At 66.4% G+C, this 17650-nt stretch carries 16 protein-coding genes; all 16 read right to left on the bottom strand.

Annotation, left to right across the window (positions count from 1 at the left end; genetic code table 11):
• Positions 1-28: 28 nt before the first annotated feature.
• Entirely contained in the window at positions 29-940 is a 912-nt protein-coding gene (lpxC, locus tag AC54T3_RS09555) for a UDP-3-O-acyl-N-acetylglucosamine deacetylase (protein WP_496624248.1), read from the bottom strand.
• Between the two features lie 220 nt (positions 941-1160).
• Positions 1161-2312, bottom strand: a complete 1152-nt coding sequence (ftsZ, locus tag AC54T3_RS09550) for a cell division protein FtsZ (RefSeq protein WP_496624247.1) — start codon at positions 2310-2312, stop codon at positions 1161-1163.
• 105 nt (positions 2313-2417) lie between these two features.
• Positions 2418-3638, bottom strand: a complete 1221-nt coding sequence (gene ftsA / locus AC54T3_RS09545) for a cell division protein FtsA (RefSeq protein ID WP_496624246.1) — start codon at positions 3636-3638, stop codon at positions 2418-2420.
• A 22-nt stretch (positions 3639-3660) separates the two neighbouring features.
• Positions 3661-4407: a cell division protein FtsQ/DivIB gene (locus AC54T3_RS09540; RefSeq protein WP_496624244.1), complete on the bottom strand. Its 747-nt coding sequence runs from the start codon at positions 4405-4407 to the stop codon at positions 3661-3663.
• Positions 4407-5366, bottom strand: a complete 960-nt coding sequence (locus tag AC54T3_RS09535) for a D-alanine--D-alanine ligase (RefSeq protein ID WP_496624243.1) — start codon at positions 5364-5366, stop codon at positions 4407-4409. The genes AC54T3_RS09540 and AC54T3_RS09535 overlap by 1 nt, the downstream gene beginning before the upstream one ends.
• Entirely contained in the window at positions 5363-6277 is a 915-nt protein-coding gene (gene murB, locus AC54T3_RS09530) for a UDP-N-acetylmuramate dehydrogenase (protein ID WP_496624274.1), read from the bottom strand. The genes AC54T3_RS09535 and murB overlap by 4 nt, the downstream gene beginning before the upstream one ends.
• Positions 6278-6372: 95 nt before the next feature.
• On the bottom strand, positions 6373-7806 hold the full coding sequence (gene murC / locus AC54T3_RS09525) for a UDP-N-acetylmuramate--L-alanine ligase (RefSeq protein ID WP_496624242.1): 1434 nt from the start codon (positions 7804-7806) through the stop codon (positions 6373-6375).
• Positions 7803-8879, bottom strand: coding sequence for an undecaprenyldiphospho-muramoylpentapeptide beta-N-acetylglucosaminyltransferase (murG, locus tag AC54T3_RS09520; RefSeq protein ID WP_496624240.1), 1077 nt, complete (start codon positions 8877-8879; stop codon positions 7803-7805). Before murG ends, murC begins: the two co-directional genes overlap by 4 nt.
• Positions 8864-10129 (bottom strand): putative lipid II flippase FtsW, encoded by a 1266-nt coding sequence (ftsW, locus tag AC54T3_RS09515; protein WP_496624239.1) that lies wholly within the window; start codon positions 10127-10129, stop codon positions 8864-8866. Before ftsW ends, murG begins: the two co-directional genes overlap by 16 nt.
• On the bottom strand, positions 10126-11526 hold the full coding sequence (gene murD, locus AC54T3_RS09510) for a UDP-N-acetylmuramoyl-L-alanine--D-glutamate ligase (RefSeq protein ID WP_496624237.1): 1401 nt from the start codon (positions 11524-11526) through the stop codon (positions 10126-10128). Before murD ends, ftsW begins: the two co-directional genes overlap by 4 nt.
• Positions 11523-12605 (bottom strand): phospho-N-acetylmuramoyl-pentapeptide-transferase, encoded by a 1083-nt coding sequence (gene mraY, locus AC54T3_RS09505; RefSeq protein WP_496624235.1) that lies wholly within the window; start codon positions 12603-12605, stop codon positions 11523-11525. The genes murD and mraY overlap by 4 nt, the downstream gene beginning before the upstream one ends.
• Before the next feature lie 3 nt (positions 12606-12608).
• Positions 12609-14036, bottom strand: a complete 1428-nt coding sequence (locus AC54T3_RS09500) for a UDP-N-acetylmuramoyl-tripeptide--D-alanyl-D-alanine ligase (RefSeq protein ID WP_496624234.1) — start codon at positions 14034-14036, stop codon at positions 12609-12611.
• Positions 14033-15844 (bottom strand): peptidoglycan D,D-transpeptidase FtsI family protein, encoded by a 1812-nt coding sequence (locus tag AC54T3_RS09495; protein ID WP_496624233.1) that lies wholly within the window; start codon positions 15842-15844, stop codon positions 14033-14035. Before AC54T3_RS09495 ends, AC54T3_RS09500 begins: the two co-directional genes overlap by 4 nt.
• Complete coding sequence (ftsL, locus tag AC54T3_RS09490) at positions 15831-16136, bottom strand: cell division protein FtsL (protein ID WP_496624231.1); 306 nt, start codon at positions 16134-16136, stop codon at positions 15831-15833. The genes AC54T3_RS09495 and ftsL overlap by 14 nt, the downstream gene beginning before the upstream one ends.
• Entirely contained in the window at positions 16133-17065 is a 933-nt protein-coding gene (rsmH, locus tag AC54T3_RS09485; protein WP_496624230.1) for a 16S rRNA (cytosine(1402)-N(4))-methyltransferase RsmH, read from the bottom strand. Before rsmH ends, ftsL begins: the two co-directional genes overlap by 4 nt.
• A gap of 46 nt (positions 17066-17111) precedes the next feature.
• Positions 17112-17564 carry a division/cell wall cluster transcriptional repressor MraZ gene (mraZ, locus tag AC54T3_RS09480; RefSeq protein WP_496624228.1) on the bottom strand — a complete coding sequence of 151 codons (453 nt, stop codon included), beginning with the start codon at positions 17562-17564 and terminating at the stop codon, positions 17112-17114.
• Between the last annotated feature and the right edge of the window lie 86 nt (positions 17565-17650).

Below are 17650 nucleotides of genomic sequence, written 5' to 3'. Positions count from 1 at the left end.
AGTCACCGCGAATGACTCCCGGATGGGCTCAATTCGCCGTGATCGGCTGTCCGTAGCGAATGGGTCGTTCGACGCTATCATCGAAGGTGACCTCTTCCCAGGCCGATTGATCGGCGAGCAGGGCGCGCAGCAACCGATTGTTCAAGGCGTGACCGGATTTATGGCCATGAAACGCACCGATGAGCGGATGCCCGAGCAAATAGAGATCGCCAATCGCATCCAGGATCTTGTGCTTGACGAATTCATCCTCGTAACGGAGACCGCCTTCGTTCAACACGCGGAAATCATCGACCACAACGGCATTATCGAGACTGCCGCCGAGCGCGAGGTTTTGCTGTTGCAAGGCCTCGATATCGCGCAAGAATCCAAAGGTGCGCGCGCGACTGATCTCCTTGACGAACGAGGTCGTGGAGAAATCGATCATGGCCGTTTGCAAGCGCGATGCGAAGACGGGGTGATCGAAGTCAATCGAGAATTCGACCTTGAATCCATCCCAGGGATCGAAGCGCGCATATTTATCGCCATCCTCGACCACGATGGGCTTCTTGATCGCAATGAAGCGGCGTGGACGGTTTTGCTCTTCGATGCCGGCGGACTGGAGCAAGAACACGAAGGGCGCCGCACTGCCATCCATGATCGGCACCTCAGCCGCGCTCAGATCGACAAAGGCATTGTCGATCCCAAGGCCGGCGAAGGCCGAGAGCAGATGCTCGACCGTGGAGACCCGAATGTCGCCATTGCACAGGGTGGTCGAGAGCCGCGTGTCGCCAACATTCAGTGGATTGGTCCGAAGATCGACGATCGGATCGAGATCGGTGCGGCGAAAGACGATACCGGTATCCGCCGCCGCCGGGCGGAGCGTGAGATAGACCTTCTCGCCGGTGTGTAAACCGACGCCGGTCGCCCGAATCACATTCTTCAGTGTTCGTTGGCGGATCATTGGCGCTCCTCCGAGCGTTGCGGTAACCGGCACCCTGGCACAGGACCGCATCATGAGAGCTGGGTATGCCGGCAGCGCCCCTCCCTGGGCTTCAGCATGGTGCATGCGTTGACAGACCACGAATGTTAGGGTTTTCCCGGATTTTTATCAAGCGTTGAATCTCATGACCAGCACACCGCCTGATTTGGATCCAATAACCCGCGTGAGTGGCTGTCTTCGATCAATCCGCTTGCCGGCGCAGGAAGGCCGGGATGTCGAGATAGTCGAGGTCGGTCGCGGTGGCCTCACCGCCGCCGCCCGCAGCCCGTTTGTTGCGGATATAGGCGGGCTGGTCCATATCCCGGTAATCCGGTGCCGTGCTGTCGCGTTCGTTCTCGACCAAGCGCATCTTCGGCTCGCCGCCCCGGGCCGCGAGGCGCTCGGCCTTGCGATCGCCGAGTCCGGTGGCGACCACGGTCACGCGTAGCTCTTCTTCCAGTTCTGGATCGATGACGGTGCCGACCACCACGGTCGCGTTGTCATCGGCGAAGTCCCGCACCGTGTTGCCGACCTCGTCGAACTCACCAATGGTCAGCGTCATGCCAGCGGTGATGTTGACCAGGATGCCATTGGCACCTGCAAGATCGATGTCCTCCAGCAACGGGCTGTTGATGGCCTTCTCGGCGGCCTCGCGCGCGCGGTTCTCGCCGGTGGCCGAGCCGGTGCCCATCATCGAGACGCCCATGCCGGACATCACGGTCTTGACATCGGCGAAGTCGACATTGATCAGACCAGGACGGGTGATCAGTTCGGCGATGCCTTGGGTGGCGTTCAGCAGCACATCGTTGGCGGCGCTGAATGCATCGAGCAGGGTCATTTGCTTGCCGAGCACCGCGAGCAGCTTGTCGTTGGGGATGGTGATCAATGAGTCGACGTGCTTTTCCAGCTCGAGGATGCCGTCGGTGGCGACCTTGGCGCGCTTGCCGCCCTCGAACACGAACGGCTTGCTGACCACGGCCACGGTCAGGATGCCGAGTTCGCGCGCGACCGAGGCCACGATCGGCGCGGCGCCGGTGCCAGTGCCGCCGCCCATGCCGGCGGTAATGAAGACCATGTCCGCCCCATCCAGCACGTCCTTGATGCGATCGCGGTCTTCCTCTGCGGCACGGCGGCCGACGTCGGGGTCGGCGCCGGCGCCCAGTCCCTTGGTGATGCCCGCGCCCAACTGCAGGATGGTCTTGATGGCGAGATTCTCCAACGCTTGGGCATCGGTATTGGCGCAGATGAACTCCACGCCCTCGATGTTGGCGGCGGCCATATGATTGACGGCATTACCGCCGCCACCACCGACACCGATGACCTTGATCACGGCGTTTTGAGTCTGGGTGTCCATTAGCTCGAAGCTCATATCAGTTACCTCGCGAAATAGCTGTTGTAATCGACTGCGTTGCCCGTTGTCCCCTCGGGCTGCGGGGACGGTCTCGCCCGATTGTCAGCGTTAAAAGCTGCCGCTCAGCCAGTCACGCAGGCGCCCCCAAACGCCCGCGCTTTGAGGATCCGCAGCACCCGGGAAGCGGTGCTGCTTGGCATAGATAAGAAGCCCAACGCCGGCCGCGTAGACCGGGTCGGCGATGCTGTCTTCCATGCCCGTGACCGACTGCGGCAGTCCGAGTCGCACCGGCATGTGGAAGACCTCCTCGGCCAGATCGACGAGTCCCTCCATCTTCGCGCTGCCGCCGGTGAGCACGACGCCGCCGGCGATCAACTCCTCGAAACCGCTGCGCCTGAGCTCGCCCTGGAGCAGATTGAGCAGCTCCTCGTAGCGCGGCTCGATGACCTCGGCGAGCGTCTGGCGCGAGAGATGCCGAGGTGGCCGTTCACCGATGCTCGGCACCTCGATGGTCTCCTGCCCGCCCTTCGACGACAGCGCGCAGCCGTGCTCGATCTTGATCGCCTCGGCGTGTTGAGTCGGCGTGCGCAGGGCGACGGCGATATCGTTGGTGACCTGATCGCCGGCGATTGGGATCACCGCGATATGACGGATGGCGCCATCGGTGAACACGGCCAGATCGGTGGTGCCGCCGCCGATATCGACCAGGCACACACCCAGCTCCTTTTCATCCTCCTTGAGCACCGCGAGCGATGAACTGAGCTGGCCGATCACCAGGTTATCGACCTCGAGCCCGCAGCGGCGAATGCACTTGACGACGTTCTGGGCAGCACTGACCGCCCCGGTGACCATGTGCACGCGCGCCTCGAGGCGCACGCCACACATGCCGATGGCCTCGCGGATGCCATCCTGGTCGTCGATGATGAATTCCTGCGGCAGGATGTGCAGGATCTTCTGATCGGCCGGGATGGCCACGGCGCGCGCCGCGTCGATGACGCGGTCGACATCGCTCTGGCTGACCTCGTGGTCCTTGATCGCGGTGACGCCGTCGCTGTTGCGGCTGCGGATATGGCTGCCGCCAATGCCGGCATGCACCGAATGGATCTCGCAGCCGGCCATCAGCTCGGCTTCCTCAACCGCGCGCTGGATCGATTGCACGGTGGACTCGATATCGACCACCACGCCCTTTTTCAGCCCGTGCGAGGGATGGATGCCGACACCGATGACCTCGATGGTGTCATCGGCCTTGATCTCGCCGACTAGGGCGGCCACCTTCGAGGTGCCGATATCGAGTCCGACGACGAGGTTTTTTTCACTGCGTCTTGCCATGCAGTTGCGCTCCGATAGAGAGTCAGTTAGCCGCGATGCGCTTAGGGCCACCACCGCTGCTTCCGGCCGGCAGCCAGCGCACGGCGAGCCCATTGCTGTAGCGCAGATCGAGCCGGGTGGGGGTGCCAATGGCCTCGATCTCGCCGTAAGCCGCGACCAATCGCTGCAGGCGGTGCTCGACATCATCGGTGCCGAGCAGAACGTTGGTGCCGCCGAGTAATTCAATCGACCAGTCGCCGCGCGCGTCGCGGCGAACCCCATCGACGATCAGCCCGAGCGCGAGCAAACGCGAGCCCCAATCGCGAAAGCGCGCGACCACCTCGGGTGCGTGCGTATCGCCGGCGGCGCCGAGGCGGGCGAGCCCGGCCGGTAGCCGAGCGTCGTTCGGGCGAAACACGACACCGCGCTCGGTCACTAGGCCGTTTTCGTTCCAACGCGCGATGGCGGTATGCTCGTGCACGGTGAGCTGGATGCGATCGGGCCAGATACGGCGCACTGTGGCGCGCTCGACCCAGGGTAAACGCTGCACGCGCGTGCGCAAGGTCGTGAGGTCTTGCGTCAGGATGCCGCCGCTGATCTCGGCGCTGATGGTCTGCTGCAACTCATCGCGCGAGAGCCCGTGCATCTCGCCCTCAATGCTGACCAGGCGCACCGGCAGCAGTACCGGCTCCCACTGTAGCGCAATCCAGCCGGCGCCGATCAGTGCCCCGATCAGCAGCAGGGCGCTCGATAGTCGCACGAGTAGGGTCAAACGGGTGGTCTCGGTCATCACATGCACTCCTCTTGCAGGCTGGTCTCGAGGATGCGCGCGCAGAGGCTGTCAAAATCGATGCCGGCGGCGCGCGCGGCCATGGGCACCAGACTATGATCGGTCATGCCGGGGATGGTGTTGACCTCCAGCAGGCGCGGCAGGCCGTTGGCATCGAGCATGAAGTCGACGCGTCCCCAACCGCTGGCGCCGAGGCTGCGGAAGGCGTGCAGACAGAGCTGCCGGTACTCGGCCTCGAGCGCGTCCGGGAGCCCGCAGGGGCAGCGATACGCGGTGCTGTCGGCCTGATACTTGGCGTCGAAGTCGTAGAAGACGTGCGGTGTCTCTAAGCGGATCAGCGGCAGCGCTTGGTCGCCGAGGATCGCGCAGGTGTACTCGGCCCCGGTGAGCCAGCGCTCGGCGAGCACGATGGCATCGAGCTTGGCCGCCTCGCGCCAGGCGTGCGCGAGTTGGTCGTGGTCGTCGACGCGCGCCATGCCGAGACTGGAGCCTTCGTGCGCGGGCTTGATCATCAGTGGAAAGCCAAGTTCGGCCGCCGGCGCGAGATCGGCCTCGTCGAGGATCAGCGCGCACTCGGCGGTGGGCAGTCCGGCACCGCTCCAGATCTGTTTGCTGCGGTATTTGTCCATCGCGATCGCCGAACCGAGCACGCCGGAGCCGGTGTAGGCGAGCCCCAGGGTCTCGAGCGCGCCCTGCATCTGGCCATCCTCGCCGCCGCGACCATGCAAGATGAGGAAGGCGCGATCGAAGCGCGCGGGGCTGAGCGCCTCGAAGAAGCGACTGCCCGGCAGCTCGGCCGGATCGATCGGCGTCACATCGATGTCGAGCCGCCGTAGCGCCGCCAACACCGCCGCGCCGCTCTTGAGCGAGATCGAGCGCTCTGCCGAGTGACCGCCGAGGATCAGGGCCACCCGGCCGTAGCGCGCCGGATTGAGCGGAGCGGGAAATAGGGTTTTCATGAGAACGCTCCCAGGCGGCGGACCTCGGGCTGGAGACGGACCCCACTGCGGCGCTCGACCTCGTCCTGGACCAGGTCGATCAGGCCGGCGATCTCGCGCGCGCTCGCCTCACCCAGGTTGATGATGAAATTGGCATGCTTGGGCGAGACCTCGGCGCCACCAAGGCGTCGGCCCTTGAGACCGGCGGCCTCGATCAAGCGCGCGGCGTGATCCCCGGGGGGATTGCGGAACACCGAGCCGCAGCTCGGCAGGCCGATCGGTTGCGTGGCCGCGCGCTGCTCCAGCAGCGTGCGGATGCGGGCTTGCGCGGCCTCGCTGTCGCCGGACGCGAGGACCAGATCGGCGCTGAGGAACCATTCGCCCTCCAGCCCCGTCACCTGTCGATACCCGGCGCGGAAGGCGCTGCGCTCGCGTTCACGGATCTGGCCCTGACGATCGATGGTGCGCACGCGTTCGACCAGCGGCCAAGTCTCGCCGCCCCAGGCACCCGCGTTCATGGCCAGGGCACCGCCCATGGTACCGGGAATTCCAGCCAAAAACTCGGCACCAACCAAGCCCAGGCGGCTGGCGAAGCGGGCGAGCTTGGCGCAACTGGCGCCGGCCTCGACGCGAAGCGTGGCTGCGGCGGCCGCGCCCGAGCGCTGGGTGACGGCGTGCTGGGCGATGGCGTTCAAGCAGCCTTGGGTATGAATCACGGTGCCGGGGAAACCGGCATCGCTGATCAGCAGATTGCTGCCGAGCCCGAGCCAGAACAGTGGCTCATCGGCATCGACACCGGCAAGGAAGCAGGCGAGATCCTGTTGATCGGCCGGTCGATAGAGCCGCTTGGCCGGCCCGCCGACGCGCCAACTGGTATAGCGGCTGAGAGGCTCGTTCAGGAGCAGGGTTCCGCGCAGGCTGCGAGTGCCCATGCCCGCGCTTGTGCCCGTAACCTTGCTCATGCTGGTGTCCGTGCGCGTGCTCATGCCCGTACTCATGCCCGTACTCATGCCGGCGGTGCTCGTACTCATGTCCGCGCCTCCCCGAGCAGGCTCGGCAGACGCGCCGCGAGCTGGCCGATGTCGCCGGCGCCGGAGATCAGGAGCAGGTCGCCGGGTTCGAGCAGGCTCTCGAGCAGGACCGGGACCTCACTCAGCTCTTGGGCGAACACTGGCTCGACCTGACCCCGGGAGCGCATCGCCCGACTCAGGCTGCGCCCGTCGGCACCGGGGATCGGCTGCTCGCCGGCCGGGTAGACCTCGCACAGCAGCAGCAGATCGACCTCGGAGAGCACCTGCACGAAGTCCTCGAACTGCTCCTGGGTGCGCGAGTAGCGATGCGGCTGAAACACCAACACCAAGCGCTGGCCGGGCCAACCGCCACGCGCGGCCTCGATGGTCGCCGCAAGTTCGCGTGGATGATGGCCGTAATCGTCGATCAACGTGACCGCGCGCCCATCCGACAGCGTGCAGTCGCTGACCACGAAACGTCGACCGATGCCGGCGAAGGTGCTCAGCGCCTGTTGGATTGCGATCTCCTCGATCCCGAGTTCGAGCGCGATGGCAATCGCCGCGAGCGCGTTCAGGACGTTGTGCCGGCCGGGGAGGTTGAGCGCGATCGGAAACGGCTCCTCGGCGTCCGTGTGCAGCACCTCGAAATGCATCCGCAGCCCCTGCTGACGGAGATTGAGCGCGCGCACATCGGCCTCCGGCGTGGTGCCATAGGTGCGCACCGGACGCGAGATCGATGGGATCAGGGCCGCAATCTCGGGATCATCGACGCAGAGCACCGCGAGCCCATAGAAGGGCAGGTGATGGATGAATTCCTTAAATGTACCGCGCAGCCGATCAAAGTCGTTGCCGTAGGTGCTCATGTGATCGGCATCGATGTTGGTGACCACCGCCAGCATCGGTTGCAGATAGAGGAAGGAGGCGTCGCTCTCGTCGGCCTCGGCGATCAGATATTTGCTGCTGCCCAGCCTGGCGTTGGCCCCGGCGCTGTTGAGCAGGCCGCCGATGACGAAGGTTGGGTCCAGGTTGGCCTCGGCCAGCACGCTCGCGATCAGGCTGGTGGTGGTGGTCTTGCCATGGGTGCCGGCAACGGCCACGCCGTAGTGGAAGCGCATCAGCTCGGCCAGCATCTCGGCGCGGCGCACCACCGGGATGCGCGCGGCGCGCGCGGCCTGGATCTCGGGATTGGACTCGTCAATCGCGGTCGAGACGACGACGGCGTCGACTTCTTGCACCTGCTCGGCCCGGTGGCCGATGAAGCAGTGCACGCCCAGTCCACCGAGCCGGCGCACGACCTCGTTCTCGCGCTGGTCGGAGCCTTGTACCTCATAGCCCAGGTTCGCCATCAGCTCGGCGATGCCGCTCATGCCGGCGCCGCCGATGCCGATGAAGTGCAAACGGCGCATGCGACCCATGTTGGCCGCGCTGTGGATGCGATGGGCGGCATTCATCGCGCCAGCTCCAGACAGGCGTCGGCGATGCGCTCGGCGGCCTCCGGCTGGGCCTTCGCACGCGCAGCCTCGGCCATGCGCAACCGTTGGGCGGGGTCGGCGAGCAGCTCCCGCAGCAAGCTCGCGAGACGCTCGACGCTCATCTCGCGTTGCAACAAAAGCCGCGCGGCGCCGGCCTCGCTGAGCCAGCGCGCGTTGCCGACCTGATGATCATCGACCGCGTGCGGATAGGGCACCAGGATGGCCGGCAAGCCGGCCGCCGCGAGTTCGGCGACGGTGAGCGCGCCGCTACGACAGACCACTAGATCGGCCCAGGCATAGGCTGCCGCCATGTCGGCGATGAAGGCGCTGACCTCGGCCTCGATGCCGGCATCGGCGTAGGCCTGGCGGGCCAGTGCCAGGGTGCGCTCGCCGGCCTGGTGCCGCACCGTTGGACGCAGCGCGGGCGGCAGCTCAGCGAGCGCACGCGCCAGCGTTTCGTTCAGCGCCTGGGCCCCGAGTGAACCGCCGAGCACCAGCAGCCGCGCGGGGCCGTTGCGTTCGGCGAGGCGCTCGCCGGGAGCTGGCAGCGCAGCGATCTCGGGGCGGACCGGATTACCGGTGGTGATTGCCCGCCGCGCGGCCGGGAAGCTCTCGGGGAAGGCTTGGAACACTCGATCGGCGACCCGCGCCAGCCATTGATTGGTCATGCCCGGCACGCTGTTCTGCTCTTGGATCAGCAACGGCCGCCGCTGCAGACGCGCCATGATGCCGCCTGGCCCGGAGACGAAACCGCCCATGCCGAGCACGGCGTGCGGATCGCGCCGCTTGAGAATTCGCCCGGCCTCGCGCAGCGCCAGCGCCAGCCGCAATGGCGCGGACAGCAGAGTGCGCGGACCCTTACCACGGATACCGGTGATCGAGAGCCAGTCGATCTCAAAGTCATGCGCGGGCACCAGCCGCGCCTCGATGCCGGCCTGGGTGCCGAGCCAGCACACCTCGGCCCCGCGCGCGCGCAGCACCTCGGCGACAGCGAGCGCCGGGAACACATGGCCGCCGGTTCCCCCGGCCATGATGACTATACGCGGCGCCATCTGAGTCTCCCCGGCGCGTGCATGCTGCGACCGACACCGGCTGCGGGCAGAGGCGCGCCTTCCTTGCGGCGTAATTCAAAATCGATGCGCAGCAGCAGTGCGGCGATCATCACCGAGACGATGAGCGCATTGCTGCCATAGCTAATGAAGGGCAGCGGCAGGCCCTTGGTCGGCAACAGGCCGGTATTCACCCCGACGCTGATGAAGGCCTGCATGCCGAGCACCAGACCCAGGCCATGCGCGGCATAGGCCGAGAAATAGGCACCGAGGGCATGGGCGCGCGCGCCGATCGCGAAGGCGCGCCAGGTGATGAAGGCAAAGGTCAGGATGATCGCGAGCACGCCGAGCATCCCGAGTTCCTCGCCGATGACCGCAAGCAGGAAGTCGGTATGCGCCTCGGGCAGATAGAACTGCTTCTGAATGCCGTTGCCGAGTCCGACGCCCAGCCACTCCCCGCGTCCCATCGCGATCAGTGCGTGGCTGAGCTGATAGCCGGTGTTGAACGGGTCATCGAAGGGTTTGAGAAACGAGGTCACCCGTTCGAGGCGGTAGGGCTCGATCCAGATCAGCAGCGCCATGCCGGATACGACCGTGCTGAACAGCAGCGCGAACGGCCAGAGCGCGGCGCCACCGAGCAGCAGCAGCGCCATCACCGTGGCGAGTAAGACGGCCGTGGTGCCAAAGTCGGGTTGCACCATGATCAAGCTCGCGGCGATGCCGATCAGGACCATGGGCCGCGCAAAGCCGATGAGGGAGGTCGTGACCTCGAGTTGGCGTCGCACCAGATAGCCCGAGATATAGATCACCGAGGCGAATTTGATCAACTCGGATGGTTGCAGGTTGAAGCCGCCGAGCGCAATCCAGCGCGTGGCGCCATTGACGGTACGGCCGATGCCCGGGATGAGCACAAGCAGCAGCAAGGCGCAGACAAAGAGCATGAGCCAAATGCCGGAGCGTTCCCAGACCTGGATCGGAATCGCAAAACAGACCAGGCCACAGACCAAGGCGAGGGAAAGGGCGAGGCCATGGCGTAACACAAAGAAGAAGGGGTCGGCATAGTCACGGGTGCCGATCGGCAGCGAGGCCGAGGCCACCATGACGAATCCCAGTCCGAGCAGACCGAGCACGCAGACCAGCAACGCAGTGTCGATGGGTGAATCGATCTGGTCGCGGCGACGTGGGCGTCCGTGCCTAGGTGTGGCACCAGGGCGGATGGCCGGCGAACGAGGGGCGGGACGCGGCGCGCTCATGCGTCCAACTCCGCGACAGCGGCGGCGAAGGCGCGGCCGCGATGCTGATAGTCGTCGAATTGATCGAAGCTCGCGCAAGCCGGGGACAACAGCACGGAATCGCCGGGTTCGGCGAGACGGTCGGCCAGTCGCACCGCCGCCTCCATGTTCGCTGCGCGCTCTAATGGGACGGTGTTCCGCAGGGCCTGCTCGAGCAGCGGCGCGTCGCGGCCGATGAGCACCACGGCACGGGCGCAGCGGTGTACCACCGGTGCTAGCGGCGAGAAATCGGCGCCCTTGCCATCGCCGCCGGCGATGAGCACGGCGCGGGCGTGTCCAGTTGCGGCGGGATCGGTCGCACTAGGAGGCGTCGCACCAGGAGGGAGTTCATCGGCGACGACCCCAGCGAGCGCGGCAACAGTGGCGCCGGGATTGGTGCCCTTGGAATCGTTGATCCAGCGGATGCCCCGTCGCTCGGCGACCACCTCGCCGCGGTGCGGCAGGCCCTTGAAATCGCGCAGGACCTCGCAGCCGATCTCGGGCTCTATGCCCGCGCTCTCGGCGAGCGCCAGCGCGGCCAGGGCATTGGCCAGGTTGTGGCGACCGGGGACTGGCATCGCGGCGGCTGGCATCAATGGCCGCGTGCCGCGCGCGATCCAGGGCTCGCGCGCGTGCATCAAGACCCCATAGTCCGCCTCGCCCGAGGGGGCCGAGAGCGAGAACCCAATCCGCTCGATCACGCCCTTGGCGAGTGCGGCGGCAACCGGGTCATCGCGGTTGACGATGGCGCGCTCGGCGTGCGCGAAGATGCGCGCCTTGGCAGCGCCATAGTCGGCCAGGCTCGTATAACGATCCAGGTGGTCGGCGGAGAGATTCAACACCGTTGCCGCATGCACCCGAAGCGAGGATGTCGTTTCGAGCTGAAAGCTCGAGAGTTCGAGCACATACCAGTCGGCATGGCTCGCGAGGAGGTCGAGCGCCGGCACGCCCAGGTTGGCGCCGACGGCAGGGTTCAGCCCGGCTTGGCGCAGCATCTGTCCGACCAGGGTGGTCACCGTGCTCTTGCCGTTGGAGCCGGTGATCGCGATCACCGGCGCCGTCACGGCGCGGGCGAACAGCTCGAGATCACCGATGATCGAGATGCCTTTTGCCGCTGCGGCCTGGAGCGCGGGCGTCTCGAGTGGCACTCCAGGACTGACGACGATCTCGTCGGCAGCGTGCAAAACCGACGCATCGAAGCCGCCGAGCAGGGCCGCGACATCGGGCAGCTCCGCTTGCAGTTGTGCCAGCCCTGGCGGTGACGTGCGCGAGTCGAGCACGGCCACCTCGCTGCCCCGCGCATGTAGCCAGCGAGCGCAGGAGAGACCGGTCTGGCCCAGCCCGAGAACCACGATCTTGTGCGTGCGGTTCGTCATCATCGGATCTTGAGGCTCGCCAAGCCGATCAGGACCAACACCACGGTGACGATCCAGAACCGCACGATAACGCGCGGCTCCGGCCAACCCTTAAGTTCATAGTGATGGTGCAGCGGCGCCATGCGGAAGATGCGCTTACCGGTCAGCTTGTAGGAGCCGACCTGCAGCATCACCGAGAGGGTCTCGAGCACGAAGATGCCGCCCATGATGAAGAGCACGATCTCCTGCTTCGCGACCACGGCGACGGCGCCCAAGGCGGCGCCGAGCGCCAGCGCGCCGACATCGCCCATGAAGACCTGGGCCGGATAGGTGTTGAACCAGAGGAAGCCGAGCCCGGCCCCGGCAAGGGCGCCGCAGAAGATCACCACCTCGCCGACATTGGGCACATAGGGGATCTTCAGGTAGCTCGCGATTTCGATATTGCCAGCGGCGTAGACCATGATGCCGAGGCCGCCCGCAACCATCACCGAGGGTAAGACGGCGAGGCCATCGAGGCCGTCGGTCAGGTTCACGGCGTTGCTGGAGCCGACGATCACCAGGTAAGCAAAAAGGATGAAGACCGGGCCGAGCTGGAAGCTGACCTCCTTCAGATAGGGCACCAGCAGCGCGGTCTCGCCGGCGGTGGTGGCGCTGAGATAGAGATAGAGCGCGGCGGCCAGGCCAGCGACGGTCTGCCAGAAATATTTCCAGCGCGCCGCCAGTCCTTTCGGATCGCGCAGGACGAGCTTGCGGTAATCGTCGAGCAGGCCAATGGCGCCGAACGCGAGTGTGGTCAGGAGCACCACCCAGACGAAGCGATTGTGCAGATCCGCCCAGAGCAGGGTGCTGACCGCGATCGCCACCAGGATCAGGGTGCCGCCCATGGTCGGCGTGCCGGCCTTGGAGAAATGGGTCTTGGGGCCGTCGTCGCGCACGGTCTGGCCGACCTTGTACGCGCTTAGCCAGCGGATCAACGGTCGTCCGATCAGCAGCGAGATGGCGAGCGCGGTCAGCCCGCCGAGGATGGCGCGCAGCGTCAGATAGCGAAAGACGGTAAAACCGCTCTGGTACTGGCTGAGCCAATCGGTCAGGAGCAAAAGCATCCGTTAGTGTTCCTCTAGGTCCGTGCATAGGGCATCGGCGACGCGGTCCATGGCCGCGCGGCGCGAGCCCTTGATCAAGAGCACATCCGCCGGGCCGGTCTCGGCGCTGAGTGTCTTGATTAAGGTGTGTTGATCGGTGAAATGCCGCGCGCCCTCGCCAAAGCCCGCGACCGCGTGCGTGCTCAGCGCGCCGACCGCATAGAGCGCGCTGGCGCCCGCTGCGCGTGCCGCGACGCCCATCTCGTGGTGCACCTCGACGCTGTCGGCTCCCAGCTCACCGAAATCCCCGAGCACCAGCAGGTGGCGCCCATCGCTCGGTAGAGGCAACGCGGTGAGCACATCCACCGCAGCCGCGAGCGAGTCCGGGTTGGCGTTATAGCTGTCGTCGATGAGTTTGGCGCCGGTCAGGGTACGGCGCGGCTGCAGGCGACGCTTGACTGGATGCAAGCGCTCGAGTCCGGCGCGGATCGCGTCTGGATCGATGCCCAAGGCCGTAGCGCCGGCGACCGCCGCTAGGGCGTTGCGGACATTGTGGGAGCCGGCCAAGGGCAGCGCGATCTCAAGCTCGGCGCCATGGATCATCGCGCTGAAGCGACTGCGGAAGCCGTCGGCATCCCAGGTCTGGGTGATGGCCTGCTCGTCGGCGCGCACCTGGGCGCTGGGGCCGGTGCCGAAGCTCAGGGTTGGGCGCCCCTCGGCGAGATCCTGCCAGAGTGGCGTCCAGGGTACGTCCGCCATGAACACGAAGGTGCCGTCGGCGGGGAGGCCGCGCGCGATCTCGCCCTTGGCGTGGGCGACGCCCTCGACACTGCCAAAACCTTCGAGATGGGCGCGACCGGCGTTGGTGATGAGCGCGACATCGGGGCGCGCGATCTCGGTGAGGGTGGCGATCTCGCCATGATGGTTGGCGCCCATCTCGAGGATCAGGAACCGCTCGTCGCGGGCGCCTAGCAGGGTCAGCGGCATGCCGATGTCGTTGTTGAGGTTGCCCTCGGTGGCGCAGGTGGCGCCGACGCCCGAGAGGATGGCGGCGAGCATCTCCTTGACCGTGGTCTTGCCGTTGCTGCCGGTGATGGCGATCACGCGCGCCGCGATGCGATCGCGCCAGGCGGCGGCCAGTTGCCCAAGAGCGAGCCGGCTGTCCTCAACGATGAGCTGAGGCAGCGGGCTGTTGTCCAGCGCCTGCTCGACCAGCGCGGCGACGGCGCCGTTGGCGGCGGCCTCGGCTAAATAGTCGTGGCCGTCGAAACGCTCCCCGCGCAGGGCGATGAAGAGGCGGTCTCGACAGTCGCCTCGGCTGTCCGTGGTCACGCCGTCGAAGGGGCAATCCGCCCCGCTGAGCCGCACGCCGATGGCGTCGGCTGCGGCGGCGAGCGTCCACCGGGGCGGATCGCTCGCGGCGGCGGGTGTTGAGGCGGGTGCGGCGCTCATCGCTGGGCCTCCGGGGCCGAGGTCAGGATCAGGGGATGCTTGGGGTCATCGGGCGCGACATTGTAGAGCCGCAGCGCCGCCGGCATCACCTTGGCGAAGGTCGGCGCGGCGACCAGGCCGCCGTAATAGTCCTTGCCGCTTGGCTCGTCGACCATCACCACCATCACGAAACGCGGCTCGGTGGCCGGCACCATGGCGACGAAAACGGATTGGTACTTGCCGTCGACGTAACCGTTCGGCGTCGCCTTTTTCGCGGTGCCGGTCTTGCCCGCCACCCGATACCCCGGAATCGCGGCGCGCCGGGCGGTGCCGTCGTTCGAGATCACGGTTTCGAGCATCTGTCGCACGGCCCGCGCGGTCTCAGGTGTAAACACCCGCTCGGCTGGCGGAATGCGATCGCGCCGGAACAGGGTCATGGGCCGCTTGAGGCCGTCGGCGGCGATGATCGCGTAGGCCTGGGCCAGCTGCAGGGTGGTGACGTTGAGCCCGTAGCCGAACGCCAGTGTGGCGTGCTCGAAGCTGGACCAGTCTGCGTAATGGGGCAGGTAACCGGTGCGTTCTCCGGGGAAGCCGACCTCGGTCGTCTTGCCGAAGCCCAGGTGTCCATAGAGCTGCCAGAGCACCGCCCGGTCCATCTGCTGGGCGATCTTGACCACGCCGACATTGCTGGATTTGGTGAGGATGCTGGTGGTATCGAGCTGTCCGAGGTCGCGATAGTCGCGCACCCGGTTTCCGCCGATACGCAGCATGCCGGGCGAGGTATCGATCGCGGTGTGCGGCTTGACGAGGCCGCGCTCGAGCGCGGCGGCGATGACGAAGGGCTTGACCGTGGAGCCGGGCTCGAAGACATCGGTGAGCGCGCGGTTGCGGCGCGCCTCGGCGGATTCGCGTCGCGGCTGATTGGGGTTGAACGAGGGCTGATTGACCAAAGCGAGGATCTCGCCGGTGCTCACGTCCAACAGCGCGGCGGAGCCGCCGATGGCATGGTGCTCGTCGACCGCGCGTTTGAGTTCGCGGTAGGCTAGGAACTGGAGCCGTTGGTCGATGCTGAGCACGACATCCTCGCCATGCACTGGCGCGCGCAGCTGCTCGACCTCCTCGACGATGCGCCGATGCCCGTCCTGGATCACCCGGCGCTTGCCGGGATTGGCCTTGAGCTGGTCGTTACGGATCAGCTCGATGCCTTCTTGTCCCTGATTGTCGATGCCGGTGAAGCCCACCACCTGGCCCAGGATCTCGCCGCTTGGGTAGAAGCGGCGGTACTCGGTATCCATGCCCACACCGGCGAGGCGATAGGTCTCGACCACGTCCTCGACCGCGCGCGCGCGGTGCGGTTCGACCCGGCGCTGCAGGTACATGTAGCGCCGGCCCTTGTTCGCATATTGGGCGATCCGTGCCGCCAAGGCCTCCTCCGGCTCCTCGAGCGCGCGGGCCAGGGCCTCGAAGGCGTCGGCGCGCGCGATCAAGTGTTGGGGGTCGGCCCAGATGGTCGCCACGGCGGTGCTGATCGCGAGCGGCTCGCCATTGCGATCCATGATGATGCCGCGGCGGGCCGGGATCTCGCGGTCGCGCAGAAAGCGCTTGGCGCCTTCATTCTTGAGGAAGTCGGTCTCGACCACCTGACGATAGAAGGCGCTGGCGGTCACCGAGACGAAGGCCGTCGCCAGCACCAGGCCGATGAGCATGCGACGCGTGTCGAAATGTCCGCCAAGGCGCGGATGCGGTGCCGGCGCTCGCCGTTGACGGCCCTGTGTGTGACCCATCTTGTGGCCCGCCTTGAGTCCCACCTTGAGATCAGCTCCGATCATCGCGCTTGACCTCGACGACGCGCAGCTCACCGGTGCGCGGCAGGTGCATCTTCAACGACTGGCGGGCGGTGCGCTCGATGCGGGTTTGCGTGCCCATCGCCGCTTCTTCGATGCGCAGCCGACCCCATTCGACGTCGAGTGCATCGCGTGCGGCGCGCACCGCTTGCAGGTCGACGAACTCGACGCGGGTCAGGTACTTGACATAGACCACGGCGGTGGCCGTGGTGACCACGGCGAGGCCGAGTAGACCAATCCCGATGAAGGCTCCGATGCGCGATCCTTGGCGTTTCATGGCAGCCTCTCCGCAGTGCGCAGCACGGCGCTGCGCGCGCGTGGGTTGCGCTCGATTTCCGCAGCCGATGGCCGCACCGGGGAACCAACGATCCGCAGGCGTCGGCACAGCTCGGCGTCCCGCACCGGCACCCCTTTGGGGATGTTCGCGCCCTGGGCCTCGTCGCGGATAAAGCGTTTCACCAGCCGATCCTCGAGCGAATGGAAGCTGATCACGACCAGGCGACCGCCGCTGGCGAGGAGTTCGCAGACGCCCGCGAGGCCGGTGCGTAATTCGTCGAGTTCGGCATTGATCTGGATGCGGATGGCCTGGAAGCTGCGCGTGGCCGGGTGCTTTCCGGGCTCGCGCGTGGGCACCGCGCGCTCGATCAGGGCGGCGAGCTGGCCGGTCGTGGTGAGCGGCTGCTGTTGCCGCGCGGCGACGACGGCACGGGCGATGCGGCGGGCGAAACGCTCCTCGCCAAGCTCCTTGAGGACGCTGGCAATGGCCTGCTCGCTGGCGCTCGCAAGCCAGTCGGCGGCACTTTGTCCGCTGCTTGGGTCCATGCGCATGTCGAGCGGGGCATCGGCATGGAAGCTGAAGCCACGGGCGGGTTGGTCCAGTTGCGGCGAGGAGACGCCGAGATCGAGCAGGATGCCGTTGATCCGCCCCGTCCAGCCGCGCGCTCGTGCAAGCGCTGGGAGCTGCGAGTAGCGGGCCTGCTCGACCTCCACGCGCGGGTCGCTGGCCGCCAGGGCTTGGCCGGCCGCGAGCGCCTCGGGATCGCGGTCAACGGCCAGCAGCCGTCCCGCAGGCCCAAGCCGGGCTAGCAGCGCGCGGGCATGGCCACCGCGACCGAAGGTGCCGTCCAGGTAGCGGCCATGTGTGCTGATTGCCAAAGCCTGCATGCTCTCTTCCAATAGCACCGGGACATGCTCATGCGATGCCATCGACTGGCTCGCCCCCTATAGTATTTGCTGCTGTTCTGGTTCAGGTTTAGAACGAGAACGATGCCGTTTCCTGATTGTTGGCCAACCTCGCGAGGTCGACCCCTTCAGCCTCCTTGATCGTCGCCTGCCAGGCGGCCTCGTCCCAGAGTTCGAAGCGATTCACCATGCCGACCAGTGCGACGCGCTTCTCCAAGGCGGCGAATTCACGCTGCGCTGGCGTTAGGAGCACGCGCCCCTGAGCGTCCATGTCGACGTCGTTCGCGTAACCGATCAGCAGCCGCTGAAGCGCCGTGGTCTCCTCGAGATGCGCGGGCATCGCGTTGAGCTTGCGCTCAAGCTCGGCAAAGCCGGGCTCTGGATAGATCAGTAGGCACCGCTGCGGGTGGGCAGTGATGACCAGGTGGGAGTCGCAGAGTTGTGTCAGCCGCTCGCGTTGGCGCGAGGGGATCGCAAGACGCCCTTTCGCGTCTAGGCTCAGAAAGTGTGCCCCCCGAAACATGACCGGCCCTCTTCTGGCGGTCGGTCACTCCCCCCGACTCCACTCCGCCCCACTTTTCTCCAATCTTAAGAGTCCGGTTTCGACAG

Source organism: Halochromatium sp. NSM3 (assembly GCF_059621085.1).
The sequence above is the reverse complement of the archived record's forward strand: the minus strand, read 5'-3'. Positions and strand labels throughout refer to the sequence as shown.